Genomic DNA, 26,002 nt, shown 5'->3' on the forward strand with positions numbered 1-26,002 from the left:
GATTTACAGCCGATGCATCAATTGTGCATAGCGTCCATTGGCATCGATCAATGACTGATGCGTGCCTTGTTCAATAATCTGACCGGCATCCATTAAGCAGACAGTGTCCATCTGCTCCAAGCCAACAAGACGATGGGTAATGATCACCACTGTTTTATCTTGGCAATGGGTTTTCAATAAAGACAGGATTTCGGCTTCAGTTTGCACATCTAAGCCTTCTGTCGGTTCATCTAAGAGCATAATCGGGGCCGAATGCAATAAACCACGCGCGATACCTAAACGACGGCGCTCACCGCCTGATAACTGGCGTCCACCATCGCCTAGCCAGGTGTCTAAGCCTTGCCCTTCTAATAGGCGCGCTAAGCCGACCTGCGTCAATGCCTGAGATAATGCCGAGTCTGAGGCATTTGGACGGGCGAGAATGAGATTATCGCGGAGTGAGCCGTTAAAGAGATCAACCCGTTGCGTCACCACAGACATAGCATCACGTAACCTAGACTCATCCCACTCGCTCAACGGAACGCCATCGAGTGTAATTTGCCCCTGAGTCGGATCCCATGCACGCGTCAGCAAGCTCATAAGGGTCGACTTACCACAACCTGTACGACCTAATAGCGCGACGGTTTGCCCTGCTGTGATGTCCAGCGAGACCCTTGATACCGCCTCTTGTGCCGCCCCAGGGTATTGATAGCTCACCTTATTCAAGCCAATTGATCCTATTACCGGTCCTTTGTGGCCATCGAGAGGGAAAGGAACACTGGGTGGGCGTTCTGTGATGGCGTTGAGTCGTTTTGCGGCCGTGAGCGTTTTGCCTAAATACTGGAAAGCTGCCGTAATCGGCATCATCAGCTCAAAGCTTGCCATGGTCGTAAACGCTACCATGGCGATGAGGGGGCCTGGCGCACGATCGCCAACGCCATCGGCTGCCAGCCAAATCATCAAGACTAACGTGAGTCCGGTGGCTGCGATTAGCACGGCGTTAGCCCACCCTGTGATACGGGCCATATTCGCTTGCGCATTGAGCATCGCTTGTTCGCTGTCGTCAATGCGCGCACGATATCGCTCACGAGCGCCAAATAAGGCCAGTTCTGCATGGCCTTGCAGCCAATCTAGCAGGGCAACGCGGGTTGCGGCATTTTGTTCTAGTTGATCTCGGCCCTGATCCTTGCCCAGACGATAGAAAACGATAGGTAGACTGACAAGCAGTACCAGCAAACTCAGACCCAAGGCAATACCAAGCGTCGGATCAAACCAGCCCAAGAATAAGCTCACGGCTAATACGCCCAGTACACCCACAATCATGGGGCTAATAAGGCGTAGATAAACATGATCCATGGCGTCGACATCCGCCACCATGCGGTTAAGCAAATCACCATCACGCATATTCAGACGATGGTCGGGGACTAACGGCGCCAATTTACGGAAAAACGACACGCGGAGATCAGCAAGCAACTTGAAAGTAGCGTTATGGCTGACCACACGTTCCGCCCAGCGACCAAAGGTGCGCCCAATAGAAAACCCACGCACGCCCGCGGCTGGCAACATATAGTTAAAGGTGGCGATGCCTGCGATACCGGCCACTGCCGCTGCGGCAATGAACCAGCCAGAGAGAGTGAGCAAGCCAATGGCGGCAAATAAAGTGGCAAACGCGAGGACAATGCCCAAACTTAAGCCAAACCAATGACGTTTATACAAGCGTAGATACGGCAGGAGTTCACGCATCAAGATTTCTCCTATCGGCTGAAGCCAGCATCTCTGCCAGCGGCCCTGTGTGCGCTAATTGATGATACTGGCCTTGTTGAACCAGCTTTCCGTCGGCCATCAACCAGACTTGATCACTGTTAGCCAGTGCATCTAGACGGTGAGAGACCTGGATGCAGGTTTTAGCTTGAGTGGCAGCGTGTAAGCTTTCAATGACCAGCTTTTCACTGTGTGCATCCAGGCTCGCAGTCGGTTCATCTAGCACCCATAACGCACCGTCTTGCAACAAGGCGCGTGCGACAGCGACACGCTGCGCTTGGCCGACGGATAAGCCGCCATTGCGATCACCGACGGCGTGCGCAAGGCCATTTTTTAACCGCATCACGAATTCATCCACATAGGCTTGTGTCATCACCTGGTTAATCGTTTCTGGACTCGCATCGGGGTTGGCGAGCGCGATATTATCGCGAATACTGCCATGGAACAGTTGTGGATTTTGTCCCACCCAGCTAATGGCTTGTCGCCAATGCGAAAGTGCCAGCTCACTGCGTTCACAGCCATTAATGGTCAATCTACCTCGGTAGGGAAGAAAGCCGAGTAACGCATTGAGTAAGCTAGATTTTCCGGCGCCACTCACGCCAACCAGTGCGATATGTTCACCGGGCTTAATATGAAAATTCATGGGACCGGCGAGTACCTGGCCATCTGGGCTGAGCACTTCGAGATCCTCGGCAGTGATGGTGACCGTGGCCAAGTCGGGAGTTGCTTCTCCTTGCGTGCCTGTATCAGGCTCAGCGTTTAAAAATGTGACAATCGATTCAGCAGCCCCAATCGCTTGCGCTTTGGCATGATAAAAGGTACCGAGATCGCGAAGCGGTTGGTAAAACTCCGGTGCCAGCACCAGCACAAACAAGCCGGTAAAGAGCGAAATAGGCGCACCATAATGACCAAAGTCAAGCTCACCGATAAAACTAAAACCAAAATACACCGCCACAACCGCAATCGAAATCGCCGTAAAAAACTCAAGCACCGCAGAAGATAGGAACGCGAGACGTAATACTTCCATCGTTCGTTGACGGAACGTATGTGACGCCAGGTGTAACTGATCGGCTTCGGCATCAACGCGATTAAATAGTTTTAGTGTGGGTAGGCCACGTAAACGATCGTAAAAATAGCCGGATAAACGCTGCAGTGCTTTAAAATTCTTGCGGTTAGCATCGGCAGCTTTCATCCCGACCAGTGCCATAAACAGGGGAACCAGCGGTGCTGTGATTAAAAAGATCAGCCCAGATGCCCAATTGATTGGAAACACGACGACTAAAATCACTAAGGGGATCAAGACTGCGATCGCCATTTGGGGTAAGTAACGAGCGAAAAAGTCCTGTAACTCCTCAACCTGCTCAAGGATCAGGCTTGCCCAGCTCCCCGCGGGTCGCCCTTGAATACTCACAGGTCCAAGCGCATGAAGTCGGTTGAGTATTAACTGGCGGATGTGTTGCCGAATGACCTCACCACAGCGATAGCCAGTTTTTTCTTTGGCCCAACTACACCCAGCACGGGCTAAAACAACGCCGACCAATGTGAGAAAACTTGGCAGTAAGGCGTATTTATCGGTTTGCTCAATAATCAGTTGATGCAGCAGGTGGGCAAGAAGTGCTGCTTGGGCAATCAAAAGCACACCAGAGAGGAGTGCAATGCTAATCGTCGCAACTAACCAGGGTTTGGCTAACGTGCTCTGCGACTTGAGCCATTGGGTTAGCGCCCGCTGTTTAGATTTATCCATATCATCTTATTATTCTATCAAAGCCTGCCAACAGGCTGGGCAGGCCATCGAATGATAGCCTGCATGAGCGCGAGAAATTACTGATTCGCGAGTGCGTCGAGATAACGCTCGGCATCTAGAGCCGCCATACAGCCGGTCCCTGCAGAGGTAATCGCTTGACGGTATACGTGGTCCATGACATCACCAGCCGCAAATACGCCTTCGACGCTTGTCTGGGTTGCATTGCCACTTAGGCCTGATTCAACCTGGATATAGCCGTTTTCCATTTTCAGCTGGTCAGCAAAGATGTCTGTGTTAGGTTTATGGCCAATCGCAACAAAAACACCCATCACATCAAGGGTTTCAGTCTCATCGCTTTGTGTGTCTTTTAAGCGCGCTTGTGTCACGCCCATTTCATCGCCCAACACTTCATCCAATACCCGGTTAGTGTGCAGGACAATATTACCGTTCTTCACTTTGTCCATCATACGATCGACCAGAATTTTCTCAGCACGGAAGGTATCGCGACGATGGACAACATGCACTTCAGAGGCGATGTTAGAAAGGTATAAGGCTTCTTCGACTGCCGTATTACCGCCACCAATTACCGCCACTTTTTGGTTGCGATAGAAAAAGCCATCACAGGTCGCACAGGCGGATACGCCACGTCCCTTGAACGCGTCTTCAGACGGTAAGCCAAGGTATTGCGCAGACGCTCCCGTCGAAATAATCAAGGCATCGCAAGTGAACTCGCCGTTGTCGCCTTTTAGGCGGAAAGGGCGTGAGGATAAATCCACGTCATTGATGTGATCAAAAATAATCTCGGTATCGAATTTTTCTGCGTGGGCTTTCATGCGATCCATTAATGCGGGACCGGTCAGTCCTTCCGGATCGCCAGGCCAGTTTTCAACATCCGTGGTGGTGGTCAGCTGACCCCCTTGTTGCATGCCTGTTACCATAACAGGGTTTAAATTGGCACGAGCCGCGTAAACAGCCGCGGTGTAGCCCGCTGGGCCTGAACCAAGAATCAATAGGTTCGCATGCTTAATGTTACTCATTCACGTCTCCGAGCAGGAAAGAGGTTCGTTTTTTTGAATGGAGTGATTGTAGGTAAATTGGAAGGCTAAAGAAAGGGCACCGTGATGGTGCCCTCTATTTCTATCATTGATATTGCCGATTAATGGGCTGACTTCAACGCATCCAGGGCATCAACGTATGGAAGATCAAAGCCTTCGGCCACTTCTTTGATGGTAACGTGGCCACTGATCACGTTAAGACCGTTACGCAAGTGCTCATCTTGAACTAAAGCATCGCGATATCCCTTGTTCGCCAGCTTCACAATGTAGGGCAGTGTTGCGTTATTTAAGGCAACCGTCGAGGTGCGCGCGACAGCGCCAGGCATGTTTGCCACACAGTAGTGGACAACATCATCAACGATGTAGGTTGGGTCAGCGTGGGTCGTTGCATGTGAGGTCGCGAAACAGCCACCTTGGTCGATAGCGACATCGACAACCGCAGCGCCTGGTTTCATTCGCTTGATATGGTCTTCGTTGACCAGTTTCGGTGCAGCAGCACCTGGGATAAGGACAGCACCGATAACTAAATCAGCGTTAAGTACGTGCTGGTCTAATGTTTCCTCGGTTGAGTAGACGACTTTGGCGCGGCCTTGGAATTCTTCGTCCAAGCGACGCAATGTATCGACATTTTTATCCAAAATAGTGACGTCAGCTCGGAGGCCAACTGCCATGCGCGCGGCGTTTGAGCCAACCACGCCACCGCCAAGTACGACGATTTTAGCGGGTTCGACACCAGGAACACCACTGAGCAGCATGCCCGAACCGCCGTGTGATTTTTCTAACGCTTGTGCACCTGCTTGAATAGACATACGGCCGGCGACTTCAGACATTGGCGCTAATAGTGGCAATCGACCTTTAGAATCTGTTACCGTTTCATAGGCAATGCAGATAGCTTTACTTTTAATTAAGTCTTCTGTTTGCGGAAAATCTGGTGCAAGATGCAAATAGGTGAACAAAATCTGTCCTTCGCGCAGCATGGCACGCTCGACAGCTTGCGGTTCTTTGACCTTGACGATCATGTCTGCTTTCGCAAATACGTCAGCGGCGGCAGGGAGAATGGATGCCCCAGCGGCTTTATAGTCATCGTCAGAGAAACCAATACCGTTACCTGCATTGGTTTCAACATAGACTGAGTGGCCGTGAGAAATAAGCTCACGGACACTTGCTGGAACCATACCCACGCGGTACTCATGGTTCTTGATTTCTTTTGGAACGCCAATGATCATGCTGTCACCTCTTGTTTATTTAGTGTTATCGGCTGGCTTGTTATTGAAATTGTCAATTTTCAGGCTAGTATAAAGGCAATAAACCAGCATTTGATGCTAAAGATTGTTTAGATGTTATTTAATTTGGTATATCTTTTTGCAAGGAAGTAACAAGGTGGAATAAAAAATGGTAGATACCAAAAACAAGCCCTCCAAGGAATTGGACCGTATTGACCGCAACATCCTAAATGAGCTCCAAAAGGATGGGCGAGTCTCCAACGTTGAGTTATCAAAACGTGTCGGTCTCTCTCCAACCCCCTGCCTAGAACGTGTGCGACGTTTAGAGCGTCAGGGCTATATTCTTGGCTACACGGCACAGCTTAATCCCCAGTATTTAGATGCATCACTGCTCGTTTTTGTGGAAATCACACTAAACCGTGGCGCACCTGACGTGTTTGAGCAATTTAATAAAGCGGTGCAGACACTAGAAGACATCCAAGAATGTTCGTTAGTGTCCGGTGATTTTGATTACCTACTAAAGACACGAGTAGCTGACATGTCGGCTTATCGCAAGTTATTGGGTGAAACCTTGCTACGTTTACCCGGCGTGAATGACACACGCACTTACGTGGTAATGGAAGAGGTAAAACAAAGTAATCATCTGGTGATCCACACGCGTTAAGTGTTGGCCATAGGGTGAAGCAAAACATAACCAAAGCCGGGCATTGCGCTCGGCTTATTTTTTGTACGCCATGATTTAAAGAATGTGATATCTCGGTAAAGATTGAACGTAAACACGCATCATGCCTGCCGTCACGGCATGAATGTGATAAAGTCAGGGCAATCAGAGCAAGCCTCCATTCAGGGTGAGGAATGCGATTAACGAATAATATTAAACAGGTAATGATGGAGTTTTCTTTACGTCGAGAGCCGAAAACGGCTCAGCAGAAAGCGCGTTTAGATGGCGGTCAACGTTTAAAAGAGTGTGGATTCATCTTGGTCCTCGCCGCTGCTGTGTTTACCATGGTGGCATTGTTATCTTTTAATCCGGCTGATCCTTCGTGGTCGCAAACCGCGTGGCATGGTGACGTTCATAATGCGGCTGGCGCGATGGGTGCATGGATAGCAGACAGCTTTTTCTTCTCGTTTGGGATCTTGGCGTATCCATTACCCCCTGCTGCTATTCTTGGCGGTTGGGTTTTTTTGCGGCGGCGTGGTGATAATGAACCCATTAATTACACCATTATTGGCGCACGTCTATTGGGGCTTCTGGTCCTTTTCCTGACCAGTTGTTCGTTAGCTGATCTCAATTTTGATGACTTTTGGCATTTTTCATCGGGTGGCGTGATGGGAGATGTCACCAATAGCCTTGCTTTGCCCTTGTTTAATGTCTTAGGGACCACCTTGGTCATGTTGTTTGGCTGGGCGGCCGGTTTCACCTTATTCACGGGAATTTCATGGCTCACGATCGTGGATCACCTCGGCGCGGTGACGCTAAATGGTATCACCTGGCTGGTTAATCGCGTGCGTGGCGATACCCCGACACAACTTGGTGCGCCTGGCTCATCGGCCCCCGAGCGCACAGACGTGACGCAATCGCGTGAGACTTGTGAACCGATGGAGCTGAGTGATTTACGTCGATTGACGCCGACATCGCCTGAGAAAGCGTCCGTTTCTGAGAAAAAATCGGTCGCTGAAAAAACGACAGAGACGGAAAAGGAAACCGTTGATCACAGCGCGCACGAGAGTGAAAGGTCGATCATCTTTGGTGGACATGCCACCGCTGAGCAAGCCGGTTCGACGCAGTCCGAATCCGCGCTGTCAGAGAGTGCGGATGAACCGGCATTGGGACAATGGCAAACCGCTGTTGCTGATGATGAGCCCTCTGCGTCGGTATTCAGCGCAGACACCGACTCAGACCCGCAAGCCCAAACACCGACTCAGCATGATCGTGAGTCGGTCGCAGCTTACGTGTCGACAGATTCAGAGCATTCAGAGACAGAGCACTTAGAGACAAAGCACTCAGAGTACGCTGATACCACCTATGGCAATCAAGATGGACTCTCGGAGCTAGAGCGCGCGGAGCAGGCAAGTAAGTTGGCCGATGATGACGAGGATCCTTTCCAAGAAACGATTCGCCAAGCACAAAAATCCCAACAGCAAGCGGCCGGGCTCGACCATCCTTTTTTAGTGAAAGATGAGCCTAATTTGCCTAAACCGGCAGAACCTTTCCCAACCCTCGATCTGTTGGATCCTGCGCGCCATACAGCGCAACAAGCCACGCGCGAAGAGCTAGAGCAAATTGCGCGCTTGGTTGAGGCGCGCTTGGAAGATTTTAAAGTGCAAGCACGCGTGGTGGGTGTGTATCCAGGGCCGGTGATCACGCGTTTTGAGCTTGATTTGGCGCCGGGTGTTAAGGTCTCACGAATTTCAGGTTTGTCTAAAGACTTAGCGCGTGCGCTATCAACCACCGCGGTGCGCGTGGTCGAGGTGATCCCAGGAAAACCTTATATTGGCCTTGAACTGCCGAACGAGCATCGCGAAACGGTGTTTATGTCAGAAGTGATTGGCAGTGAGCGATTTAAAAACAGCCAATCGCCGATCTCCGTAGTATTAGGAAATGACATTGCCGGCGAAGCCATTATTACCGATCTTGGCAAAGCACCGCATATGCTGGTGGCAGGGACGACAGGGTCGGGTAAATCTGTGGGCGTGAACGTGATGCTGGTTAGTATGCTCTATAAGGCGTCTCCTGAAGATGTGCGTTTTATCATGATCGACCCTAAAATGCTGGAGTTATCGGTTTATGAGGGCATTCCGCATTTGTTGTCAGAAGTTGTCACCGATATGAAGGATGCGGGGAATGCGCTGCGTTGGTGTGTGGGTGAGATGGAACGACGTTACAAGCTGATGTCGGCCCTTGGCGTGCGCAACCTTAAAGGTTTTAACGAAAAGGTGAAAGCAGCAGAAGCCGCGAATAACCCGATCCCAGACCCACTGTGGAAATCGGGCGACAGTATGGATGAATCGGCGCCTAAACTGGAAAAACTGCCTTATATCGTGGTGGTGGTAGATGAATTTTCCGATCTCATGATGGTGGTTGGTAAAAAAGTCGAAGAGTTGATCGCACGATTAGCACAAAAAGCACGGGCAGCAGGTATCCACCTTGTGCTAGCCACCCAACGTCCTTCTGTTGACGTGATTACGGGGCTGATTAAAGCCAATATTCCAACGCGTATGGCGTTTACTGTCTCGACCAAAACAGACTCGCGCACCATCCTTGACCAAGGCGGCGCTGAGTCGTTGCTGGGAATGGGGGATATGCTCTTTATGCCGAATGGTTCCAACCATCCGATCCGCGTGCATGGTGCCTTTGTCAGTGATGAAGAAGTGCATCGGGTGGTTAATAATTGGAAAGCGCGAGGCAAGCCGCAATATATCGATGAAATCACCCAAGGCGATCAAGGTGCAGATAGCTTATTACCTGGTGAAGCGCCGACCGGCGGCGATGGCGAAGAGCTGGACCAGTTGTTTGATCAAGTGGTTGAATTTGTGACCGAAAGTCGTCGTGGTTCCGTGTCTGGTGTCCAGCGTCGATTTAAAATTGGTTATAACCGTGCGGCGCGTATTGTGGAACAACTCGAAGCACACGGTGTCGTAAGTTCACCAGGCCATAACGGTAATCGCGAAGTAATCGCACCGCCGCCACCGAAAGATTGATCGAATGGAAGGTTCAATGACTCGATTTGCTGCTGTCCGCCACCTGTTGGCGGTGATATCTCTCTTGGTTGTTGTCAGCGCGCAAGCGCAAACAGAGGCGCAACAACATTTAATCGAAAGACTGAATAAGGTTGATGCGTTCAGCGCACAGTTTGAACAAAAGGTCCAAAGCCCAGAGGGTGACGAGATTCATCAAGCGAAAGGGACCTTGGCTATCCAACGCCCTAATTTATTTAACTGGACCACCACGTCGCCGGACGAAACCATCATGATTTCTGATGGTGAAACCTTGTGGTACTACAGCCCCTTTGTTGAACAAGTAACTGCCATGTGGTTAGAAGAGGCAACAGCACAAACGCCCTTCGTGCTATTGACCCGTAACCAACCGAGTGATTGGCAGGATTACCAAATCACCCAGGAAGGCAATACCTTCACGCTTACGCCAAAAACCACCGGCACCATTGGTCAGTTTGATGTCACGGTCAAGCCCGATGGTACCTTGACTGGCTTTAGAGTCGTTGAACAAGATGGGCAACAGAGTCAGTTCGCACTGAGCCAATTTAGCCGACAAACGCCAGACGCGGACTTGTTTTCGTTTACCCCGCCTGAGTCGGTCATGGTCGACGATCAACGCCAGTCACGTTAACCGCATCGGAGGATGCCTTGCCTACCTTGCCGCTCGATTTCGCTGAGGACTTTCGCCCACTGGCCGCGCGTATGCGGCCCGTCACCTTGGACCAATATATTGGCCAGCGCCATCTGCTTGGCGAAGGCAAACCGCTTCGCCGTGCCATTGAGTCGGGGACGCTTCATTCCATGATTTTTTGGGGACCACCGGGCACAGGCAAGACCACACTGGCCGATATTGCTGCGCGTCAAGCTAATGCCGAGCTGGAACAAATTTCTGCGGTGACCTCCGGAGTGAAAGAGATCCGAGATGCGATTGGACGTGCAGAGCAAAACAAGCAAGCCGGTGTACGCACTGTCTTATTCGTTGATGAGGTACATCGCTTTAACAAAAGTCAGCAAGACGCTTTTCTGCCTCATGTTGAGTCGGGGACCGTCACCTTTATTGGCGCCACGACGGAAAATCCATCGTTTGAGCTTAACAATGCCTTGTTATCGCGTGCTCGGGTCTACCGACTGACGAGCCTGGATGATCGCGATCTTGAAGCCGTGATTGATCAAGCCCTTGCCGACTCGCAACGCGGGTTAGGCGAGCAGGCACTCACTTTCGATAAAGGAGTTAAAGCGGCGTTAACCGCGGCGTGCAGTGGCGATGCGCGTATGGCGTTGAATCTTCTGGAAATGCTGGCAGATATGGCTGATGGCCAAGTGACGCTGTCGATGCTTAAAGACGTTGCCGGTGAAAAAGTGGCACAATTCGATAAGCAAGGGGATGCTTGGTACGATTTGATTTCTGCGTTTCATAAATCCGTCCGTGGCTCGAGTCCTGATGGCGCCCTGTATTGGTACGCACGCATTGTCAGTGCCGGTGGCGATCCCCTTTATGTGGCGCGCCGCTTATTAGCTATCGCCTCGGAGGATATTGGCAATGCGGATCCACGTGCCATGCAGGTGGCATTGAATGCGTGGGATTGCTTTACTCGCGTAGGGCCGGCGGAAGGCGAGCGAGCGATTGCTCAAGCCGCTGTATATTTAGCCAGCGCGCCCAAAAGCAATGCTGTTTACACCGCATGGAAACAAGCGTTGCGAGACGCTAAAGAAACCGCCAACGCGCCTGTTCCCATGCACTTGCGCAATGCGCCGACCGCATTGATGGAAGATATGGGGCATGGGAAGGGCTATCGATATGCCCATGATGAGCCCAATGCTTATGCGGCAGGAGAACGCTATCTACCGTCCGACCTTGGCGATACTCGCTATTATCAGCCCGTTAATCGTGGGCTAGAAATTAAAATCGCCGAAAAGCTCGCCTTTCTGGCCGAGCAGGATGCAAAAAGCCCGCAAAAGCGCTAGGCAAGTTTACCCTTTTTGGGTAAGGTTTAGAGTGCAGCGACGCCATGAAGACGCAGTCTCCTCGTCGTGGTGACATCCACCGTCACCCTTGACCAATCGCGTAATACAATACGCAGTATCGACGCTTGTTTTCAAACGTGATGACAAGTGATAACCAACTAATCAACCCGAAAAGCACAGGATTAGCATGCTGGATTCCAAATTACTTCGAACTGAGCTGGAAGAAACCGCTCAACAACTCGCTCGTCGTGGCTTTACGCTTGACGTTGACGCTATGCGTGAACTCGAGGAACAACGTAAGGCGCTGCAAATTCGCACCGAACAACTGCAAGCAGAGCGTAATTCCCGATCGAAGTCCATTGGCCAGGCTAAAGCAAAGGGTGAAGACATTGCGCCATTGCTAGAAGAAGTGTCAAACCTTGGTGATGAGTTGGACGCAGCGAAAACAGAGCTCGCGGCGCTGCAGCAAAAAGTCAACGACGTGGTGATGAGCGTGCCTAACTTACCGGCGGAAGACGTCCCAAGTGGTAAAGATGAGTCTGAGAACCAGGAGATCATGCGCTGGGGTGAACCGCGTCAGTTTGATTTTGAGGTTAAAGATCATGTTGATTTAGGTGAACTGTCCGGTGGTCTCGACTTTGCCAGTGCGGTAAAACTATCTGGCTCTCGCTTTATCGTGATGAAAGGGCAGATGGCGCGCATGCATCGTGCTTTAACCCAGTTTATGCTCGATTTACATACCAACGAACACGGCTATACCGAAATGTATGTGCCGTACTTAGTCAATGCCGACAGCCTCTATGGCACCGGCCAATTGCCTAAGTTTGGTGACGATTTGTTTAACACCAAGCCGGCCACCGAAGAAGGGATCGGCATGTCGTTAATCCCAACCGCGGAAGTACCTCTGACTAACATGGTGCGCGATGAGATCATCGATGAAGCGGATCTGCCGCTGTGCATGACCGCACACACACCGTGTTTCCGTTCAGAAGCCGGCTCCTACGGACGTGATACGCGTGGGCTGATTCGTATGCATCAGTTTGATAAAGTCGAGCTGGTGAAAGTGGTGAAGCCTGAAGATTCTATGGCAGCACTCGAATCACTTACCGCCGATGCCGAAAAAGTATTGCAGTTGCTGAACCTGCCTTACCGAAAAGTACTGTTATGCACCGGTGACATGGGCTTTGGCGCGGCCAAAACCTATGACCTAGAAGTTTGGTTGCCTGCGCAAGATACCTATCGTGAAATTTCATCATGTTCAAATACCTTGGACTTCCAAGCGCGTCGTATGCAGGCGCGTTTCCGCCGTAAAGGTGAGAAGAAGCCTGAGCTGTTGCACACGCTCAATGGGTCTGGCTTAGCTGTGGGTCGTACCTTGGTGGCCATTTTGGAAAACTATCAGCAAGCGGATGGTCGTATCGAAATCCCTGAGGTATTACGTCCGTATATGGGTGGACAAACGCATATTGGCTAATGGGCTCACCGTGTGCTTAATAACCATGAAGCCGGCACGATTGTCGGCTTTTTTTATGCTTGCATAAACGCGGGGATTATCGGTTAAGCGCTGTTTGTTTAGCGCTATCTCGCGGCTCATGCAAGGGCGATAAGGTATTAAAAATATCGTCCTGTGGTGCAGGAAAGCCTGCTAATAGGTCGGCAAGACAATTATCGAGCACGGTGAGTATCACTGCATTGACGCGCTGAGACAGCGCGAGGCGACTGGCCAGTGGTGTCTTACCAGCTAACGGTTTCTCAGTTGCCAACGGTTTCTCAGTTGCCAACGGTTTCTCAGTTGCCAACGGTTTCTCAGTTGCCAACGGTTTCTCAGTTGCCAACGGTTTCTCAGTTGCCAACGATTTCTCAGTTGCTAACGGTGCCTCAGTCGCTAAGGCCCGCTCAGCGTCGTTACTGAGTTGGGAGATAAGACGATCAATCTCTGTGTTTAGCGAATCCTCTAGGTTAAGGTGCTGGAGCTGGCATAAGCGTTTCACTAAAATTTGCTGTTGCAGGTTTAATGACTGGCTCGCGTTTGGCGTCGCTTTGTGTAACTGAATACTGGCGTAAGAATATCGCTGACGTGCTTGTAATAATTCTAAAACGGCATACCACACATGTTGATAATGCGACAAGCTGGCTTCGTCATTGTGGGCTATCAGGAAGGGCGGCACTGCCTCGTCAACAAGATAAATAATATGTTGTAACGCGCGGTTTTTCATCCGTGCTTGTGTGACTTCATCGTATTGCGGTAGCGCATGTAAGTGATGAAATAAAAGCCGATACATCGGTTTTTGTGCCTGAGGCGCTAAGTGGTGCAATTGACGAATTTGACTGAGTAAATGTTGGTAGTCACTGGAAGCAATATGTGTTTGAGCGGCCAGCTCACGTGCGTGCTGCAGCAGCGCACGTAATTCATGTAGCTGATGTAACGGCCAATCTGGGCGTTGACGGTAAAGTACGACGGCGACGACGACCGCTATTCCGAGCGCCAGTGCGCCTACCATGACTAACCATCCCATATGCTCTCCTTGCAATCGCGACTCTCCGTCATCAAGCTCAGCATGAACTGTGCCAAAGATGAGAAGTGGGTCACATCCTATGAAAGCGGCGTTAAGGGCATCAAGATCAGATAAAAACGCACTATGATGGCGCTTGAGCGCACTCAAATGGTGCAAACTATCAAACGCTGCAAACTATTAAACGGTGCAAACTAAGAGAGTCGCAGGCAAAAAAAAGAGCCCTTGTTGGGCCCTTTGATGTTTTAGCTATCGCGCTGTTTTACATGACGCGCATGCCAGGTTGAGCCCCTTCATGCGGCTCTAAAATCCAGATTTCTTTGCCACCCGGACCCGCCGCGAGGATCATGCCCTCTGACATGCCGAATTTCATCTTGCGAGGCTTTAAGTTGGCGACCATGACGGTGTGCTTACCCACGAGATCTTCCGGCTTGTAGGCCGATTTGATCCCAGAGAACACCTGACGCGTTTCACCGCCAATATCGAGCTTAAACTTCAGCAGTTTGTCCGCTTTTGGCACCGCCTCACACTCAACAATTTTAGCGACACGCAGATCGACCTTAGCAAAGTCACCAAATTCGATTTCATCGGCAATCGGCTCGTCCGCTAACGGCCCTTGTGCTTTGGCCTTTTCTGCTTGTTCAGCGGCTGCATCTTCCTTGCTCGCGGCGATCATGGCGTCGACGGCTTTCGGATCGATACGGTTAAACAGTGCCTTGAACTTGCTAATGCGATGGCCGGTCAGTGGCGTCGCAATGCTTTCCCACGTCAAGGTATCATTCAAAAAGCCTTCCGTGCGCTCTGCCAGCTTAGGCATCACAGGTTTGAGGTACGTCATCAGCACACGGAATAGGTTAATCCCCACAGAGCAAATCGCTTGTAGTTCGGCGTCTTTTCCTTCTTCTTTAGCGATCACCCATGGCGCCTTTTCGTCCACGTATTGGTTGGCTTTGTCGGCCAAGCCAATAATTTCGCGGATGGCGCGGTTAAACTCTCGGGCTTCGTAAAGCTCACCAATGTATTCAGCTTTGTCGATGAACGATTGATAAAGCTCGGGTTCGGCGCACGTATCAGAGAGCTGACCATCAAAGCGCTTAGTGATAAAGCCAGCGTTACGTGATGCCAGGTTGACGACCTTGTTGACAACATCCGTGTTCACACGCTGAATAAAATCATCCAGGCTTAAATCCAGATCATCAATGCGGCTATTGAGCTTGGCCGCGTAATAGTATCGCAGGCATTCTGGATCAAGATGGTTCAAATAGGTACTGGCTTTGATAAATGTCCCTTTTGACTTGGACATTTTCGCGCCATTGACCGTGACATAGCCGTGCACGAAGACGTTGTTAGGCTTACGGAAGCCAGCACCGTCCAGCATGGCAGGCCAGAACAGACTATGGAAATAAACAATATCTTTGCCGATGAAATGGTATAGCTCGGTGTCGCTATTAGCCTTCCAGTATTCATCAAAGTCGATGTCACCGCGTTTGTCACAATAGTTTTTAAACGACCCCATATAGCCGATCGGTGCATCGAGCCAAACGTAGAAAAACTTGCCGGGTTGGTCGGGGATTTCAAAACCAAAGTAGGGCGCATCGCGGGAGATATCCCACTGCTGAAGACCGGTTTCGAACCACTCATTCATCTTGTTAGCGATTTCGCTTTGCAGCGAACCAGACTTGATCCACTCGTTAAGCATTTGCTCGAACTGTGGTAAATCAAAGAAAAAGTGCTCTGAATCACGCATCACCGGCGTGGCACCGCTGACTGCGGAACGAGGATTGATCAATTCAGCCGGCGTATAGGTTTCACCACAGTTATCACAGTTATCGCCGTATTGATCGTCGGCGTGACACTTCGGACATTCGCCTTTGACAAAGCGATCCGGCAAGAACATTTCTTTTTCCGGATCAAACAGCTGAGAGATGGTGCGGCTGGTGATATAACCTTTATCACGAAGTTGCGTATAAATGAATGACGCTAATTCGCGGTTTTCATCACTGTGGGTGCTGTGGTAATTATCGAAGCTGATATCAAAGCCATCAAAATCTGCCTGGTGCTCTTGTTGCACGCCGGCGATCATGGCTTCTGGCTCGACACCCATTTGCTGCGCTTTTAACATGATAGGTGTGCCGTGAGCATCGTCAGCACAAATAAAGTGAGTGGTGTTGCCACGCAGGCGTTGATAGCGAACCCATACATCTGCCTGAATATGCTCGAGCATGTGGCCCAAATGAATCGAGCCGTTCGCATAAGGCAGCGCACAGGTCACCAGAATTTTCCGTGGGTTTGCAGCCATAATCTTGTTTATTCGCTCTTATGATATGAATGGAATGATTGCGGAAATCTTACCTGATACGATATGCCTTGCCTAGTGTAAGGCCGGGTCCTCGCGCGTTTATCCGTTAAAGACGCACACGAGCGGCTAACATATTTCAATCAACGGGATGGTGCTGGATGTTTTTTGGGTCCAAAAAGAAAAAAACAAAAAAAGAAGACACAGCTGCTTCGCTCTCAAACCTTGATGATGCGATCGCGTTACTTAATCAATTCTCACACCCGCAGTTGGTCGAGCAGTGGGCAAGCCAAACGGGGTGGGTGAGAACCGCAGATCATGGCTTTAGTGTCACGTTCCCCTTTGCGGCGCACTCTATCGCTGAAGCGCTTAAAGATTGGCTCAGTGCGCAGTCTGATGCCCTTGCCAACCAATTTGAACTGATGCAACGGGTGGCACCGTTAAAAACGGGCGAAAAAACGCCGGTGAAAGGGGTGAAAAACCTGATTGTTGTGAGCTCAGCGAAAGGTGGCGTCGGTAAATCGACCACCGCTGTGAACCTAGCGCTTGCGTTGCATGCGGAGGGCGCTGCAGTCGGCATTGTTGATGCGGATGTGTATGGGCCGTCTTTACCTATCATGTTGGGCGCCAAAGATAGTGAGCCACAAACCCATGATGGCAAGTTAATGGAGCCTGTGACGCGCCATGGTATCGCCTCAAACTCGATCGGTTATCTGGTGCCCGCAGAGAACGCGACTGTTTGGCGAGGTCCTATGGCCTCAAAAGCGTTTGCACAGCTGATCAACGAAACACGGTGGCCCGAGCTGGACTATTTAGTCGTCGATATGCCGCCTGGTACCGGTGACATCCAACTGAGTTTGGCGCAACAGTTTCCGGTGACAGGCGCGATTGTGGTGACAACGCCACAAGATTTGGCATTAGCCGATGCGGTGAAAGGGGTGGCGATGTTTGAAAAAGTTCACGTTCCCGTGTTGGGCGTGGTAGAAAACATGAGTTACCACATTTGCTCGCAATGCGGCCATCATGAAGCCATTTTTGGCTCAGGGGGCGCCGATAAAATGGCGCAAGAGCAGGGGACGCCAGTGCTTGCACAGGTACCGCTTCATGTCGCGATTCGGGAAGATATTGATGCTGGTGTGCCAAGCATGGTCGCGCGCCCTCACAGTGAGCATGCGGCGGTTTATCGACAGATGGCAGCGACGGTCGCCAGTCAGCTCTACTGGCAAGGTGAAGCACGTCCTGAACAGATTAGCGTACAAACTGTGTCGCCCTGATTGCGCAACCGGCCGTGATTTATCGGCTAAAGCGGCCGGATGCACAGACAAGCGCGATTTTCTCTGGCGCCAGCTGCTTCAACTCCCTATAATCAGGCGGTTTATGTTGATTCCGCCAAGCTTCCCCTGGGTATTCATATTATGAGTGACAACAACCACCACTGCGTTATTATCGGTATTGCAGGTGCCTCTGCTTCCGGTAAAAGCCTGATCGCCAGCACCATTTATAAGGAATTAAAGGAAAAAGTCGGTGATCATCAAATCGGCGTGATTACAGAAGATAGATATTATCGTGATCAGAGCCACCTCAGCATGGAAGAGCGCGTAAAAACCAATTATGACCACCCTCAGGCACTGGATCACGATCTTTTGTGTGAGCATCTTGAAGCATTGGTCGCCGGTCAGCCGGCTGATGTGCCGGTTTATAGTTACTCCGAGCACACCCGTATGGGAGAAACCACGACGATGACGCCCAAAAAAGTGATTATCCTCGAAGGTATTCTGCTTCTCACCGATCCCCGTCTTCGCAATTTGATCCACGCCAGCGTCTTTATGGACACGCCACTTGATATTTGTTTACTGCGTCGGATGAAACGTGACGTTGCCGAGCGCGGTCGTACCATGGATTCGGTGATGGAGCAGTATCAAAAGACGGTCCGCCCTATGTTTATGCAGTTTATTGAGCCGTCGAAGCAATATGCCGATATCATTGTCCCGCGCGGGGGTAAAAACCGCATTGCGATTGATGTACTAAAAGCGCATATCGCGCGTTTACTTAAAGCGTAAGGCATGATCTCCCATCACATGATGGGTCAATGACTGTGTCTCTAGGTAATCAGTCGTGGTTTAATCCATAATGTGTGCGCGAATATATCGAATGAGTGCGGTGCATAAAGCAAAACACCGCGTGAGTAAATAACCGTGAGGAATGTTAGATGCGACTGTGCGACAGGCATATCAAAGAACACCTTGATGATGGCCGCATCAAAATTGATCCCCGTCCTGCCGCAGACGCGATTTCGGGCGTGACTGCGGATGTGACCCTGGGTAACCAGTTCCGTGTGTTTAACGATCATGGGGCCGCTTATATTGATTTATCGGGGCCGAAACAAGAAGTGAACGCCCAGCTTGAGCGTGTTATGAGTGATGAAATAGAAATCGCTGACGGCGACCCTTTTTATCTTCATCCGGGTCAATTGGCCTTGGCAGTCACGCATGAGGCTGTGACATTACCCGATAATATTGTCGGTTGGCTCGATGGCCGTTCATCGTTGGCGCGGTTGGGTTTGATGGTCCATGTCACGGCACACCGAATAGATCCGGGCTGGTCAGGGCGAATTGTTCTAGAGTTTTATAATAATGGGCGTCTACCGTTAGCGCTACGTCCCGGCATGCCGATCGGTGCCTTAAGCTTTGAGCCCATGTCAGGGTCAGCGGACCAGCCTTATAATAAACGGGATAATGCCAAGTACAAAAATCAGCAAGGGGCAGTCGCCTCTCGTATTAGCCAAGACAAGGCTTAATGAGTGAAATGCGCCTGAGGGCGCATTTTTTTTCTCACCAGGAACTCGACGGTTAAATCGTGGTCGATAACGCGTCTGACACACAAGGAGCATCTTGCAATGATAAAAAAAATCGTCCTTATTCTCGCAGCATTTGTCGTGGTGTTGATTGGCGCCGTCGCGACTTTAATTGCCACGGTAAACCCCAATCAATTTAAACCCTTGCTGGTGGAACAAGTCGCAGAGCAAACGGGCTATGAGGTCGTTATCGGTGGCGACATCGAGTGGCAGTTCTGGCCGAGTTTGGGCTTTTCCATTGCTGATGTGGCGATCAAAAACCGACCTGGTTTTGATGAGCCTGATTTACTCCGTTTGTCGCGCGCGCAATTATCCGTTGATGTGTTGCCATTGATGTCTCAGACATTACAAGTGGGTGAAATTGTCTTACAAGACCCGCATGTATTTATTCAAACGTTGGCGAACGGCGATAGCAATGTGACGCCAGCTCAAACAGTGACGCCAACTCAACCAAAAAACGTTGGCGCGTCGGCAGAGCGACAGACAAGTTCGACGTCGTCAGAGCCGGCTAGCCAGCAAGATACAGTGAGTGGGGCGTGGCAAGTTTCCTTACAAGGTCTACGCGTCACCAATGCCAGTGTCGTGATTAAAGATGATCAGGTGGGTACGCAAACGGCCTTACGAGATGTTGATCTCCAAGTGGGCAATATAGCAACCGATATATGGACGCCACTGACCGTATCACTGCGTGGCGAACAGGATGGTGCGACCTTCAGCGCGCAAGGGCAGGGTGAACTGAAGCTTGCCGCGGATCCACAACAAAGTCAGTTACGAGAACTTGCGCTAAATGTTTCGGCACAACAAGGCGAGATGACCATCAATGAAGCCAATATTACCCTCGACCGTGTCGCCTTGGGTCAAGCGGCTCAGCTCGGCTTTAATATCAATGCGCAGACGTCAGAGCTAAAGGTTGAAACCTCTGGAAACGCACAAGTTACTGTGGCAGAAAGCCAAGACAAGGTCACAGTGCAGGGGTTGGACATGCTCACTCAGCTCTCGGGTGACGCATTACCCGGCGAGTCGCTGACTCAAGAGCTGGCGGCAGATATCGTCTTCGATGCCAAGCAGCAAACGTTAGATATCACTGAGATGACCAGCCGTCTTAATACTGACGAGGTGGTCATAGACGGTAAAGTGGCCATCAAGCTGGCAGATATCCCGCAAATTCGTTTTGCACTCAATACCAATCACATCGATCTCGATACCTTTTTACCGACAGACAATGCAGCGCCTCGTCAATCTGCAAACGAAAGTCAGTCTGGGTCCAATGATGAATCCAGCCCCAGTACGCAAACTGGGTCACTTAGCCAAGAAGAGCCTGATCTGAGAGTGTTGAAGACGCTGGATATTGCCGGCTCACTGGCGATGAAAGGGCTTACCGTGAGTAACGTTACCTTAGGACAAACACGCGCCACGGTTGCTATCAACCGTGGCAAAGTCGACGTGTCCGAGCTGATCACGCAAGCCTATGAAGGCAGGGTAGTTGTGCAAGGGATGTTAGATACCACTCAAACCCCCGCGCGCTATCAAGTGAGTAAAAAAGCACGCAACATTGCCATCTTGCCGTTATTGGAGGATGTCGCACAGGTTGATCTGCTTGAAGGCAAAGGCAATGTGGATATTAACCTCCAAGGTCAAGGTTTATCGCCTTATGCTCTCCGTCAGGCGATTCAGGGCAGTGCCGCGATTTTCTTTGAGGATGGCGCGATCAACGGCATTAACTTGGCACAAATGCTGAGAGAAGCAAAAGCGACGTTGAAAGGAGAAGCGACCAGCAACGCTGCCAACGATGTGCGCAAAACCGACTTTAGTGCGCTCACCGCCAGTTTTACCATCGGAAATGGCATGGCACGCACCAACGATCTGCTACTAGAAGCCCCAGCGCTGCGAGTCAGAAGTGAGGGGCAAACTGATTTGCTGAAAGAAACGTTAGATTTTGATGTGTTCACGTCTGTGGTTGAAACCAGCAAGGGTCAAGGCGGCAAAGATATTGATGAACTTCGTGATGTGACCATCCCAGTGACGGTGGCCGGTACCTGGCAATCGCCGAGTTATCAATTAGATATCAAGCAGCTACTCAGCAGCAACAAAGTCTTGGAAGAAAAGGCACGCAAAGAAGCACAGCGTGGGATTAAAAAGTTACTGGGTGATAAAGCGGATGATGACAAGGTAAAAGAGGCAACCGATAAACTGCTTAATTTATTCCAGTGATCGGTTTACAACTTTTTACGCTAATAAATCAAAACCTTGTTAAAGGATAAGCGATGGATTCTATTACCCAGGCGGCACTGGGCGCGGCGGTTGCTGGGTTAGTCTCGGGCAAGCGCTGTTCTCCAAAAGTGCTTTTGGCCGGTGCTGCATTGGGCACCTTACCTGACTTAGATGTGCTGATTGATTATGGCGATCCGGTGGCGAATACGGTCAACCACCGTGGATTCAGTCACTCATTATTTGTGCTGCCTTGGGTTGGTGCAATCATCGGATGGTGCGGGTGGCGATGGCGTCGTCAATGGCCGCTGTGGCAAGTCATGACGCTGGTGATCGCGGTGCTCGTGACACACCCGTTGTTGGATGCGATGACGGTTTATGGTACCAAGCTTTTTTGGCCGTTAGACGTGCCTTCGGTAGCAGTCGCCAGCCTGTTTATTATTGACCCACTTTATACGGTGCCCTTATTGGTCAGTGTTATCGCCGCGTGTATTTGGCGACATCGGGGCGCCAAAGCATGTGGTATCGGGTTGGCAGTCTCTACGCTCTACCTGGCCAGTTCGGTCTATCAGCTTGAAAAGATTGAAGTACGTGTTGCAACCCAAACCCAAGGAACCGACTTGGCAGGGCGACCGCATATTATTATGCCCACCCCGTTTAACACGCTGCTGTGGCGAGTGGTGATTATCGGCGACGACCACTACTGGGAAGGACTCGCGTCACGCTTAGACAAAGATAAGCATATTCAATGGATCACGCGTCCTCGCGGACAATGGCCACTAGCGGGCTCGGAAACATTAATGGCACTTCGCACGTTTTCGCGTGATTTTATTCGCTTTGAAAATCGGAATGGGCAGCAGGTGGTGACCGACTTACGTTTTGGCGTAGCAAACTATCAACCCTTTCAGTTTTTGCTTGCCGAGCAAGACGCCGAAGGGCAGTGGCAGCCAGTTATGCCTAAGCAGCTTGAGCCAGGGCCGCTACGAGACAGCGCCTTGCCAACCCTCTGGCAGCGATTGCTGGGTGATCAATCGATTGATGCGCGTTTGTGTCGCCAGTCTTGCCAAGAGGATGCCGTGGACAAGACGCAGTCGATATCGTTAAACGCGAAGCCCTGAGAAAAGCGGCGCTCAGGTTAACGTCAGCCACGGCTTTCTTTGTTTTTACTCGGTAGCTTACCAGTCAATGCCTTGGCGCGCTTTCACGCCGGCGTCGAAGGCATGCTTAACGTTTCTGACTTCCGAGACGGTATCTGCTATCTCAACTAAGCGGCGGTGTGCGCCACGCCCAGTGATGATAACGGATTGTTCGCTAGGGCGTTGTTGCAGCGCATCAATGACTTCATCGAGGCTGATATAGTCGTACGTGATCATGTAGGTGATCTCATCCAGTACCACTAAATCGTAGCGGTCATCCGCAAGCATCGCCTGACACGCTGCCCATATTTGCTGAGCGGCTTGGGTGTCTGCGGTTTTGTCCTGCGTATCCCAGGTAAAACCGGTACTCATCACGTGAAAGTCGACACCATGTTGGCTCAGTAAATCCCGCTCTCCACAAGCCCACGTGCCCTTGATGTACTGAGCTACGCCACACTTTAGCCCATGGCCGGCGGCCCGCGCCACTGTGCCAAACGCGGATGTCGATTTACCTTTACCATTGCCTGTTATGATCAGGAGGAGCCCTTTTTCTTGTTGCGCGGCTTCAATTCGAGCATCAACTTTTTCTTTTAACTTTTGCTGACGTTGCTTGTGTCCTTGTTCTGACATACGATTTCTAACCCCAAATAAACGTTACACCATAGTAAAGCGACGTCATGCTTCATGCTACCCATAACAACGCAAAGGCGAGCAGATTGAAGCGACTAGGCATCTGAGTGTCGAGTTGATAGAGTAAAACTTTACCAATAAGGAGACTCTATCGATGACAACCCCAAAAAATGTGCCGAGTCTATTGGTGGTTTGCTTAGGCAATATTTGTCGTTCACCGACGGCAGAAGCGGTATTACGCGCCCGTGCCCAGACGAGAGGGATCATGGTGAGCATTGATTCTGCGGGGACAGCAGGTTATCACCAAGGTAATCCGCCAGATAAGCGGAGCCAACAGGCAGGTCAAGCGAGAGGGTACTCGTTTGCCGGTATTCGAGCCCGTCAAGTACGGCAGGAAGATTTTGCGGATTTCGATATGATCTTAGCGGCCGATGAAAATAACTTGGCCGACCTGCATGCACAATGTCCGGCTGATTACCAAAACAAACTGTCTCTGTTTCTCAGTTGGGGAGAGCAGACGGAGGGTGCGATCCCTGATCCTTATTACGGCGGCGACGATGGATTTGAGCACGTACTGGACTTATTGGAGCAAGCAGCAGACGGTGTGCTAGACCATATTGTTGCAAAGACCAACGCGCAATAGAAGCAGTTAAGACCACAGCCAGTTAAGACCACAGCCAGTTAAAACACGCATAGACACGCAGGGCATGAAAAAAGGCGCTGTCATCAAGCGCCTTTTGGGTTTGTGATGAGAGACGCTACCATTTTTTCTTGGGGGCAAACAGCTCGTCCAATTCGCTTTTTTCTTCTTCTTGCTCGGACTGCAATTTCTCATGACCACTGTTTAGCGTATGAGTGATGTCGCTGTGCATTTTTTCAAGATGCTGTTTCATCTCTGACGAGTATTCATCGGTCTTTGGACTGACGACATCGATCGCTTTTTTCAGTAATTGCTGCGCCGTGCCCATTTGACCTTTATTTTTCGCATCGTTGGCACGTTTAATCACGTTCTCAATATTTATCTTGAGCTGCATTTGCTCTAGTCGCGCGTTTTCCGACACAAAAGCTTGCGTTGCCAAGCGGCCTTTCGAATGCTCGGCTTTAACCACTGAGCGCAAGCGCTTGACGAGTTTGAGCATCGATATTGCCTCTCGGTCGTTATTAGGCACTTTAAACGATGTCGAGTCCCGGTTGGAGTAGCTTTGTTTGACCTGATCGATTTGAGCCTGGGTCGCACTAATTCGTTGCTTAATTGACTTATCCGATGGWTCGACCTCGTACATGGCTTTCAAGGAATCCAAGATCTTTTTGTTCAAGCACGCCAGTAACGTCCCGCTATAGGGTAGGTTATGCGCATTGCCAATCAGCTCTTCTGTCGCATCGATGACGGCAATGTGCTTCGCCATTTCTTGGCGCTTGTGAGACTCGATTTGCTTTCGTTGTTGAGCCAATATGTTGTAGCCGACAATCAGGCCGAGCAATATGACACAAAGGCCAGCTATCAAGGCAATATTCATAATTTAGCGTCGATGTTCCTTGCAATAAACTCAACTGGTTAAGATACACCATCTCGACTGACAGAGATAGCATCAATCGAGAGGTGAAAGCTGCATGAGTGATCCGCCTCTAACTCTGAGCGTTGCGGCCTCGTCGAATGCGCCTTTATGAGTGTGGCCCATGATCTCGCGATCTGCGATAAAGTTGTTGCAATAAAATACTATTTGCGATCGAGTCGGTTAGAATGACAGGGTAAATTGCTTAGTGAATGTGCAATCGCTAACGTTTATATAACCAAAGCCTATTAAATAGTCGAATTTGGGTATATAAATGAGTGATATAAAACCATGCTGCCACTTAACCCACGAGGCTGACGCGTCTGCACTATGAAATTACAACAGCTTAGATATATCGTTGAAGTCGTTAACCACAACCTTAACGTATCTGCGACGGCGGAAAGTTTGTATACCTCTCAACCTGGGATTAGCAAACAAGTCAGGCTGTTGGAAGATGAGCTAGGCGTACAAATATTCGAACGAAGTGGTAAGCATTTAACGCAAGTAACACCAGCCGGTGAGGCGATTGTCGAGATCTCACAAAGCATTTTATCACGAGTAGAAAGCATCAAAGCGGTCGCTAGTGAGCATACTCATCCTGAAATGGGGAACCTCAATATATCGACCACCCATACGCAAGCGCGTTATGCATTACCCGACGTGATCAAAGCCTTTACCAAGCGGTACCCGAAAGTTTCCTTGCATATGCACCAGGGGACGCCGACGCAAATATCCAGTTCAGTGGCAAAGGGGACGTCTGACTTTGCCATTGCAACCGAAGCATTTCATCTCTACGAAGATTTGGTGATGCTGCCTTGTTATCACTGGAACCGCTCGATCATTGTCACGCCCGATCATCCTTTAGCACAAAAAACGGATCTCAGTATTGAGGATCTCGCGGCCTATCCGCTCGTAACGTATGTGTTTGGGTTTACAGGGCGATCTGAGCTGGATGAAGCCTTCCATCGCGCTAACCGCACACCGAAAATTGTATTCACAGCAACTGATGCGGATGTGATTAAAACCTATGTGAAGTTAGGCCTAGGTGTGGGCGTGATCGCGAGCATGGCCATGGATAGTCATGCTGATGCAGATTTGGTTGCCATCGATGCGAGTCATATTTTCGGTGCGAGCACCACCAAGATAGGCTTCCGTAAAGGAACCTTTCTTCGTAGTTATATGTATGACTTTATTGAGCGTTTTGCGCCGCATTTGACCCGAAATGTGATTGACCAAGCGGTAGCACTGCGTACCAATGAAGAAATTGATGCTATGTTCAAGGACATTCCGCTTCCGGTTCGATAAACTGTTTAAAACGACGAGGCTGCTGAGGCAGCCTTTTTTGATCACGCACTCATCAATACCTTC

At 50.4% G+C, this 26,002-nt stretch carries 20 protein-coding genes; 12 read left to right on the forward strand and 8 right to left on the reverse strand.

Annotation, left to right across the window (positions count from 1 at the left end; genetic code table 11):
- Positions 1 to 3 precede the first annotated feature (3 nt).
- From cydC to ald, 4 genes are all read right to left on the reverse strand, one after another.
- Complete coding sequence (cydC, locus tag BZG76_RS03625; protein ID WP_077460189.1) at positions 4 to 1,722, reverse strand: heme ABC transporter ATP-binding protein/permease CydC; 1,719 nt, start codon at positions 1,720 to 1,722, stop codon at positions 4 to 6.
- Positions 1,715 to 3,484, reverse strand: a complete 1,770-nt coding sequence (cydD, locus tag BZG76_RS03630) for a heme ABC transporter permease/ATP-binding protein CydD (RefSeq protein WP_077460190.1) — start codon at positions 3,482 to 3,484, stop codon at positions 1,715 to 1,717. Before cydD ends, cydC begins: the two co-directional genes overlap by 8 nt.
- A 77-nt stretch (positions 3,485 to 3,561) precedes the next feature.
- Complete coding sequence (trxB, locus tag BZG76_RS03635) at positions 3,562 to 4,521, reverse strand: thioredoxin-disulfide reductase (protein ID WP_077460191.1); 960 nt, start codon at positions 4,519 to 4,521, stop codon at positions 3,562 to 3,564.
- Between the two features lie 119 nt (positions 4,522 to 4,640).
- Positions 4,641 to 5,765, reverse strand: coding sequence for an alanine dehydrogenase (gene ald, locus BZG76_RS03640; RefSeq protein ID WP_021022420.1), 1,125 nt, complete (start codon positions 5,763 to 5,765; stop codon positions 4,641 to 4,643).
- Between the two features lie 166 nt (positions 5,766 to 5,931).
- Between ald and lrp the strand changes: the two genes are divergently transcribed.
- The 5 genes from lrp to serS all read left to right on the forward strand — a co-directional run bounded on the left by lrp (position 5,932) and on the right by serS (position 12,918).
- A complete protein-coding gene (gene lrp, locus BZG76_RS03645) occupies positions 5,932 to 6,426 on the forward strand; it encodes a leucine-responsive transcriptional regulator Lrp (protein ID WP_077460192.1) in 495 nt (164 codons plus the stop codon).
- A gap of 224 nt (positions 6,427 to 6,650) precedes the next feature.
- Positions 6,651 to 9,464: a DNA translocase FtsK 4TM domain-containing protein gene (locus tag BZG76_RS03650; RefSeq protein ID WP_077460246.1), complete on the forward strand. Its 2,814-nt coding sequence runs from the start codon at positions 6,651 to 6,653 to the stop codon at positions 9,462 to 9,464.
- Positions 9,465 to 9,480: 16 nt separating this feature from the next.
- The gene (gene lolA / locus BZG76_RS03655; protein ID WP_021022417.1) at positions 9,481 to 10,110 is read left to right on the forward strand and encodes an outer membrane lipoprotein chaperone LolA; all 630 of its coding nucleotides are present in this window, start codon (positions 9,481 to 9,483) and stop codon (positions 10,108 to 10,110) included.
- A gap of 71 nt (positions 10,111 to 10,181) precedes the next feature.
- Positions 10,182 to 11,444, forward strand: a complete 1,263-nt coding sequence (locus tag BZG76_RS03660) for a replication-associated recombination protein A (protein WP_077460247.1) — start codon at positions 10,182 to 10,184, stop codon at positions 11,442 to 11,444.
- A gap of 187 nt (positions 11,445 to 11,631) precedes the next feature.
- The gene (gene serS, locus BZG76_RS03665) at positions 11,632 to 12,918 is read left to right on the forward strand and encodes a serine--tRNA ligase (protein WP_077460193.1); all 1,287 of its coding nucleotides are present in this window, start codon (positions 11,632 to 11,634) and stop codon (positions 12,916 to 12,918) included.
- 76 nt (positions 12,919 to 12,994) lie between these two features.
- On the opposite strand, the gene BZG76_RS03670 is transcribed toward serS, so the two are convergent.
- Both BZG76_RS03670 and metG read right to left on the reverse strand, forming a co-directional pair.
- A complete protein-coding gene (locus BZG76_RS03670) occupies positions 12,995 to 13,960 on the reverse strand; it encodes a hypothetical protein (RefSeq protein ID WP_077460194.1) in 966 nt (321 codons plus the stop codon).
- 259 nt (positions 13,961 to 14,219) lie between these two features.
- Positions 14,220 to 16,256, reverse strand: a complete 2,037-nt coding sequence (metG, locus tag BZG76_RS03675; protein ID WP_077460195.1) for a methionine--tRNA ligase — start codon at positions 16,254 to 16,256, stop codon at positions 14,220 to 14,222.
- Positions 16,257 to 16,414: 158 nt separating this feature from the next.
- Here metG and apbC point away from each other — a divergent pair, with 158 nt between their 5' ends.
- The 5 genes from apbC to BZG76_RS03700 all read left to right on the forward strand — a co-directional run bounded on the left by apbC (position 16,415) and on the right by BZG76_RS03700 (position 22,433).
- The gene (gene apbC, locus BZG76_RS03680; protein ID WP_077460196.1) at positions 16,415 to 17,527 is read left to right on the forward strand and encodes an iron-sulfur cluster carrier protein ApbC; all 1,113 of its coding nucleotides are present in this window, start codon (positions 16,415 to 16,417) and stop codon (positions 17,525 to 17,527) included.
- Positions 17,528 to 17,668: 141 nt separating this feature from the next.
- Positions 17,669 to 18,313, forward strand: a complete 645-nt coding sequence (gene udk, locus BZG76_RS03685) for a uridine kinase (RefSeq protein WP_077460248.1) — start codon at positions 17,669 to 17,671, stop codon at positions 18,311 to 18,313.
- 149 nt (positions 18,314 to 18,462) lie between these two features.
- On the forward strand, positions 18,463 to 19,050 hold the full coding sequence (gene dcd / locus BZG76_RS03690; protein WP_021022410.1) for a dCTP deaminase: 588 nt from the start codon (positions 18,463 to 18,465) through the stop codon (positions 19,048 to 19,050).
- A 99-nt stretch (positions 19,051 to 19,149) separates the two neighbouring features.
- Complete coding sequence (locus tag BZG76_RS03695; RefSeq protein WP_077460197.1) at positions 19,150 to 21,318, forward strand: AsmA family protein; 2,169 nt, start codon at positions 19,150 to 19,152, stop codon at positions 21,316 to 21,318.
- A gap of 53 nt (positions 21,319 to 21,371) precedes the next feature.
- The gene (locus tag BZG76_RS03700; protein ID WP_077460198.1) at positions 21,372 to 22,433 is read left to right on the forward strand and encodes a metal-dependent hydrolase; all 1,062 of its coding nucleotides are present in this window, start codon (positions 21,372 to 21,374) and stop codon (positions 22,431 to 22,433) included.
- A gap of 57 nt (positions 22,434 to 22,490) precedes the next feature.
- Here the strand turns inward: BZG76_RS03700 and cobO are convergent, their stop codons facing one another.
- Positions 22,491 to 23,081, reverse strand: a complete 591-nt coding sequence (gene cobO / locus BZG76_RS03705; protein ID WP_077460199.1) for a cob(I)yrinic acid a,c-diamide adenosyltransferase — start codon at positions 23,079 to 23,081, stop codon at positions 22,491 to 22,493.
- Positions 23,082 to 23,235: 154 nt separating this feature from the next.
- On the opposite strand from cobO, the gene BZG76_RS03710 reads away from it, so the two are divergent.
- Positions 23,236 to 23,724, forward strand: a complete 489-nt coding sequence (locus tag BZG76_RS03710; RefSeq protein WP_021022406.1) for a low molecular weight protein-tyrosine-phosphatase — start codon at positions 23,236 to 23,238, stop codon at positions 23,722 to 23,724.
- A gap of 115 nt (positions 23,725 to 23,839) precedes the next feature.
- Here the strand turns inward: BZG76_RS03710 and BZG76_RS03715 are convergent, their stop codons facing one another.
- Entirely contained in the window at positions 23,840 to 24,598 is a 759-nt protein-coding gene (locus BZG76_RS03715; RefSeq protein WP_077460200.1) for a DNA repair protein, read from the reverse strand.
- A 366-nt stretch (positions 24,599 to 24,964) separates the two neighbouring features.
- On the opposite strand from BZG76_RS03715, the gene cysB reads away from it, so the two are divergent.
- Positions 24,965 to 25,939, forward strand: coding sequence for an HTH-type transcriptional regulator CysB (cysB, locus tag BZG76_RS03720; protein ID WP_021022404.1), 975 nt, complete (start codon positions 24,965 to 24,967; stop codon positions 25,937 to 25,939).
- Positions 25,940 to 26,002: the final 63 nt, after the last annotated feature.

The sequence above is a fragment of the Salinivibrio sp. AR647 genome, assembly GCF_001995415.1.
GTDB classification, from domain to species: Bacteria; Pseudomonadota; Gammaproteobacteria; order Enterobacterales; family Vibrionaceae; genus Salinivibrio; species Salinivibrio costicola.